Genomic DNA, 5787 nt, shown 5'->3' with positions numbered 1-5787 from the left:
GCTTCGGTTCCTCAAATCCCCAGTTTATAACTGGACAAAGCAGTAGTAGGGCACGTGAGTGCCCGTTGTTTAGGGCCGGGAGGCTTGTCCTCCCCTGTGAAAGCGGAAGAGAAATTCCCCAGATCAGGGAAGCGGATTCTCATCTCCCCTGAAGCCGGGTCAGCATCCGGAGCGCCTGGCGTCCGAACCCTCCCCGGGGATCCAGGAGGATCGTCTGCTCCAGCAGACGGCGAGCTTCCTCCCTCTGACCCTTCGCCGCCAGCACCATGCCCAGGCGGTAACGAATCGATGGCCGATCCGGGGCCATCTGGAGGGCCTGACGGAGGAGCCGCTCCGCTTCCGCCCACTCCCCTCGAAGATAATGGGCCCACCCCATCCACTCGTAGCCCTCTACCCGGTGAGGCGCCCGCTGAAGGATCTCCTGGGCGGCCTCGATGCCTTTCCCGATCCACACCTGATGGCCTAAATACAGCGTGGCCAGCGTGATCCAGATCTCCACGTTCCCCCGATCCGCTTCCAGAGCCTGGCGGAGCCAGCGCTCGGCGGTCAGGAGATCCCCGTCCAACATCGCCGCGCGCCCTCGCTCCAGAGCATACAACGGATTCGGATCCAGCTGATAAGCGGCGGCGAATCGCCCCCGCGCTTCCTGGTATCGTCCCCGCTCCAAGAGATAAAGGCCCCAGAAATAATGGACCTCCGGGGGAATGGCAGGGCCCTCGCTGGCCCGCCGTAACCACGCGGTCCCATCCAGCCCCAGGCGCCCCAGCGCGTAGCCGAGGGCAGCCATCGCCACGGGATCTTCCGGATGCCTCTCGACCCAGCGGGCCAGGGCCAGCCGGGCTTCCCCCCAATACCACGCCCCTAACAGCGCAAAGCCCCACCGGCACAATGTTTGATCGGAAGCGCTTTCCCCGCATAAACCATGCGGGGCACATGGCGCAGGCAGGAGATCCGACCATTCCTTCCATGGGGAGGGGAGGGAGGCCAGGAGGGCGCGAGCCACTTCTGGATCCTGAGCGCCCCGCAGGAGGCCCAACCGGAAACGGATCTGCAGGTCATCCGGATGATAAGATACCCCGGTCTCCCAGGCCCTCCGGGCGTCTTGCTCATCGCCGAGGGCCATGGCGGCTTCCGCCCAGCGCCGGAACGCCTCCCGATCGGAAGGAGAGCGGAGCGCCCAATCCCGCCAGCGCGCCCGCGCCTGTTCCCACTCCCCACGCTGGGTGGCGATCGCCGCCAAACCCCGGAGCGTCCATGGATCTCCCCGTTCCATCGCGCGCCTCCAGGCGGCCTCGGCCTCTTCCAGTTCTCCCAGGGCGGCGTGCGCGCGGGCCACGCGATGCCAGACCGCCGGGTCCATCGGGCGCAGGGCCAGAGCCGCCTGATAGGCTCGCTGCGCCGAAAGGCCCTGCCCATCCGCCCAGAGGGCATCCCCCTCGCGGATCCAGCGCACTGCCGGAATCCCCAAGGGGTCCAGGGTGAGCAACACCGCGAGCACGATCAACCCGCTGATCCATCCCCCTCGTCGCATCGAGGATCCGGGCGGGCGCCGGCGAAGCCATCCCAGGGGAATGCGGGTGGGATTAAAATGAAAGCAATCGCGGAGGGCGCCCCTGAGGCGGCCCTTGCAGTCAGGATTCCTCTGAGGGCTGGGATTTTCTCCGGAGAACGGAATCATGGCGCTACAAGTGGCCATTGTGGGGGCCGGCGCGGCGGGCCTGGCGGCTGCCTATGATCTGACGCGCGCGGGCGCCCGGGTGGTGGTTTATGAGGCAGCGCCCCAGGCCGGCGGGCTGGCCTCCGGCTTCAAAGCGGAAGGCTGGTCCTGGTCTCTGGAGCGATTCTATCATCACTGGTTCGCCTCCGATACGGAGATCCTGCGCCTGATCCGGGAGCTGGGCCTGAGCCATCGGGTGCGGTTCCCCCGCCCGGTCACCGCCGTCTGGTATAACGAGCGGCCCTATCCTTTCGATAGCCCTCTGGCCGTCCTCCGTTTCCCCGGCCTTTCCCTGGTGGAGAAACTCCGAATGGGTCTGGTGGTCGCCTATCTCCGTCTCACCCCCCGCTGGGAGCCGCTGGAGCAGGTGACCGCCCATGAATGGCTTCCCCGTTATATGGGGCAACGGGCTTACGAGCGGATCTGGCAGCCGCTTCTGGAGGGAAAGTTCGGGGAGGCTTACCGGGAGATCAATATGGCCTGGTTCTGGGCGCGCATCCACAAACGCAGCCCGCGGCTGGGGACCTTCGAGGGCGGCTTCCAGGCGTTCTTCGATCTCCTGGCGGAGCAGATCCGCCATCAGGGCGGCGAGATCCGTCTGTCGACCCCAGTGTTCCGACTGGAATCCGTGGAAGGAGGGTGGAGGGTAGAGGCGGCCGATGGCTCGGCCCTTTACGATGCCGTGATGGTCACCACCTCGCCGCGCCTGCTGGTCCGGCTGGCTCCAACGCTGCCGGCTTCTTACGTGGGCCAGTTGCTGGCCCTGCGATCCTTGGGGGCGGTGGTCCTGATCCTGGCGCTGGATCGCCCCCTCACCCGTGGGGTTTACTGGATCAATCTCCCCAAGCGGGCGGGTTTCCCCTTCCTGGCCCTGGTGGAGCATACGAATTATATCCCGGCAGAGCATTATGGCGGGGAGCACCTGGTTTATTGCGGCGATTACCTTCCGGCGGACCATCCCTATTTCTCGATGTCGCCGGAGGAGCTCCTGCGCACGTTCCTGCCTGCCCTCCCGCGCTTCAACCCATCTTTTCGGCCGGAGTGGATCCGTCGATATTGGGTCTTCCGCGAGCCCTATGCCCAGCCGGTGGTCCCGGTGAACTATTCCCGGATGATTCCGGATCTGCGCACGCCGCTGGCGGGTCTTTACTTCGCCAGCATGAGCCAGGTGTATCCCTGGGATCGGGGGACGAATTACGCGGTGGAGTTGGGCCGGCGCACCGCCCGCCTGATCCTGGCCGATGGGGCGCAGGGTCGCTTGGGATTGCGGATCTCTATGGAGGCTATGTCGTTAAGGACCTCCATTTAAAAAGTGAGAGGACTTTGGGCTAACTCGTGTTTCTTTTGGGCAGATCGATGCCCTGTGGGGGCGCCATGGCGGATGAGGAGCTCCTGGCTGTCTTGGCTCAGCAACCGTTGTTCCACCGGCTGGATCCCGAGGAGCTGGCTCAGATAGCGGCGCGGGTGAAGAGGAAAACCCTCGCCCCAGGGGAGGAGCTGTTCGTCGAGGGCGAGGCGTTCCCCGCTTATTTCATCCTCCGCTCCGGCCGTTTGGCGCTGCTGCGCATCGGCGCCGACGGCGTCGAGCGCCTGGTCCGTCATCTTCAGCCGGGGGAGGGGATCGGTGCCCATTCCCTTTTCTTGAACGACCTGCGGGATGTAACGGCCATGGCGATCACGCCGGTGGAGGGCTGGCTGCTGGAGAAAGCGGAGTTCGACGCGTTGCTGGCTGAACATCCGGATCTGATTCATCGTCTGGAATTGCCCTCCGACGTGGAAGCGCGCCTGCGGGCGCCCCGGTTTTCGTGGCTGGACCCCGATGAGCAGGTTCTCGCGGCCATTCACCGGCACTGGATCAGCCTGATCCCGGCCCTCATGCCGCCTTTGGTGCTCCTTCTGGTGTTCATTGTGCTGACGACCTTTCTGATGGCCGAGCTGGGCTGGTGGCCGGCCCTCTTCCTCAACGCGATCCCCCTGATCCTCCTCGGCGCTCAGGTGTGGAACTGGTGGGACGATCAATACATCCTCACCACGCGGCGGATCGTTCACATCGAGCGGGAGCGCTGGCTGTATGTGCTCCCCGGTCCCGAAGCCCGACAGGATATGCCGCTGGATCAGATCCAGGAGGTGCAGATCCTGCGGCGCACCCCGCTGGCCAGCCCCTATCTGTTTGATTTTGGGGATATTGAGGTGGAAGCGTTCAGCGGGCGGATCGCCTTCTCGAACCTTCCGCAGCCCGATGGGATCCGGCGTCTGATCTATGAACAGATCGACCGCCTGCGGGCGCTGCAGCAGGCGAGGCAGCGCTACCGCCTGCAACAGGAATTGCGCCATCGCCTGGGCTTGGTCCCGGTGCCCTCCGAAGCAGCGTCCCCCTCTTCTGCTCCGACTGCTCCCCCTGGCTTGGTGGAGCGGATCTGGCTGATCGTGCGGGCCGCAGCCCGCTACTTTTTCCCGCCCCTTCGGGAGACCGTAGGCGATCGCATCATTTACCGCAAGCACTGGGTAGCCCTTTTCCGCTCCATCGGATGGGGGCCGCCAGCGGCGCTGGGGTTGTGGATCCTGGGGTGGGTTCTGCACGCGCATCACGTGTGGCCGATCGATCGGATCGACCCGGGGATCCGCTGGGGCGCCCTGATCCTGAGCGGTCTGTTGCTGGGGGTCTGGTGGTGGTGGCGCTATGAGAACTGGCGGAACGACGAATACATCCTGACCCCCAGTCAGCTGATCCTCTCCCATCGTCTGCCCATGTTGATGCGGGAGGAAACCCAGACGGCCAATCTGGCCCGCATCCAGAGCGTGGAGTATACGATCCCATCGATCCTGGCTCGTCTGCTCAACTACGGCCATGTGGTGGTTCGCGTCCCTGGCGGGGATTTCCATCTGCTGTATGTGGGGGGTCCCCGACAGGTGCAGCAGGAGATCAACCGGCGGATGGAAGCCTATCGTCGTCGTCTCCAGGAGGAGGAGGCGGCGCGACAGCGCCGGCACGTGGTGGACACCATCGCCGCCTATGATCGCCTCCGATTCGGGCCTCCTGGGGTAGGGGAGGGGCCCAAGGCTTCGCCGTAAGAAAGCAGGTGAAGGGGCGGACGGCGAAGCGGCCCGTCCCTCCACCCCCATCCCTTCCGCATTGCTTGGCGGCGCGGGGGGAGGGAAAGAGGGGACAACCCATCCCGTCCTCCGCGTTGTTCTTTAGCTCTACCGGATCTCAACGAGGCAAAAATAAGCACGAATCGCCGGAAAACGCGAAAAACGCTCGCTCTAAAAAATCAAATTGCCCTATTATTTTTGTAGAAAATGGCCTCATTGTTCGAGTTTGGTCCCCGGAAATGTCGATAACAGCCTCGGATCCATCCTCGTGTTAAATAAATTCCAACCTTCGGCTTGACGGAGAAATTCCTAATGTGCTATAATCACCCCAGCAGGTTTTTCGGACCTGCCCCAACCCTGGATCAGGCCATGGGATCGCGTGGCCTATCCTGGAGGGCCCCATGAAGATGCTACGTTATCGAGTAGGCGCGCTGGTCGGCGCGCCGATTGGGAGTCGGATGGTGCTATCCCTGGAGGAGGGACCGGGGGATCTGGGCTATGGGGTGGAGGTGGATTACCTTCGTGGGGAGATTGAGCTGGTCCGTTCGGATCGTCGGCTCCTGGCCTCCGGAACGATCTCCACGCAGATCCACACGCAGTGTGCCCGCTGTCTGGAACCGGTCGCCTTCCCCATGGCCTTTGAGTTTGAGGAAGCCTTTTTCCTCTCCCCGGTGGATATCCCCGGGGAGACGTTTTATGCGGTGACCGACGATGGGTATCTCTTCCTGACCGCACCGCTGCGGGAGCACATCTTGCTGAACACTCCCTTGCGGGTTCTCTGTCGGCCGGATTGCCGCGGGCTGTGCCCGGAGTGTGGCCAGAACCTAAACGAGGGGGAGTGTGGCTGTGTCCGGGAGCCGGATCCCCGATGGGCCGCCCTGCAGGGGTTCCGTCTATCGGAGTGAACGGATGGGCCGTTCTGCGATAGGGCTTGCTGAGGAATGAGCGCCCCTCCTGTTGGAGGGGGTTGGGTGGGC

4 protein-coding genes are annotated in these 5787 nt (G+C 64.0%); 3 read left to right on the top strand and 1 reads right to left on the bottom strand.

Annotated elements, in window-relative coordinates; translation table 11 throughout:
* Window positions 1-139: 139 nt before the first annotated feature.
* A complete protein-coding gene (locus NZM16_RS02255; protein ID WP_295478230.1) occupies window positions 140-1531 on the bottom strand; it encodes a tetratricopeptide repeat protein in 1392 nt (463 codons plus the stop codon).
* A gap of 145 nt (window positions 1532-1676) precedes the next feature.
* On the opposite strand from NZM16_RS02255, the gene NZM16_RS02250 reads away from it, so the two are divergent.
* From NZM16_RS02250 to NZM16_RS02240, 3 genes are all read left to right on the top strand, one after another.
* Complete coding sequence (locus NZM16_RS02250) at window positions 1677-3026, top strand: NAD(P)/FAD-dependent oxidoreductase (protein ID WP_295478227.1); 1350 nt, start codon at window positions 1677-1679, stop codon at window positions 3024-3026.
* A 65-nt stretch (window positions 3027-3091) separates the two neighbouring features.
* Window positions 3092-4789 (top strand): cyclic nucleotide-binding domain-containing protein, encoded by a 1698-nt coding sequence (locus tag NZM16_RS02245; RefSeq protein WP_295478224.1) that lies wholly within the window; start codon window positions 3092-3094, stop codon window positions 4787-4789.
* 422 nt (window positions 4790-5211) lie between these two features.
* Window positions 5212-5715 (top strand): DUF177 domain-containing protein, encoded by a 504-nt coding sequence (locus NZM16_RS02240; RefSeq protein ID WP_295478222.1) that lies wholly within the window; start codon window positions 5212-5214, stop codon window positions 5713-5715.
* Window positions 5716-5787 lie beyond the last annotated feature (72 nt).

The organism is Thermoflexus sp., from assembly GCF_025055495.1.
Taxonomy (GTDB): domain Bacteria; phylum Chloroflexota; class Anaerolineae; order Thermoflexales; family Thermoflexaceae; genus Thermoflexus.
This window is presented reverse-complemented; position numbering and strand designations above follow the sequence as displayed.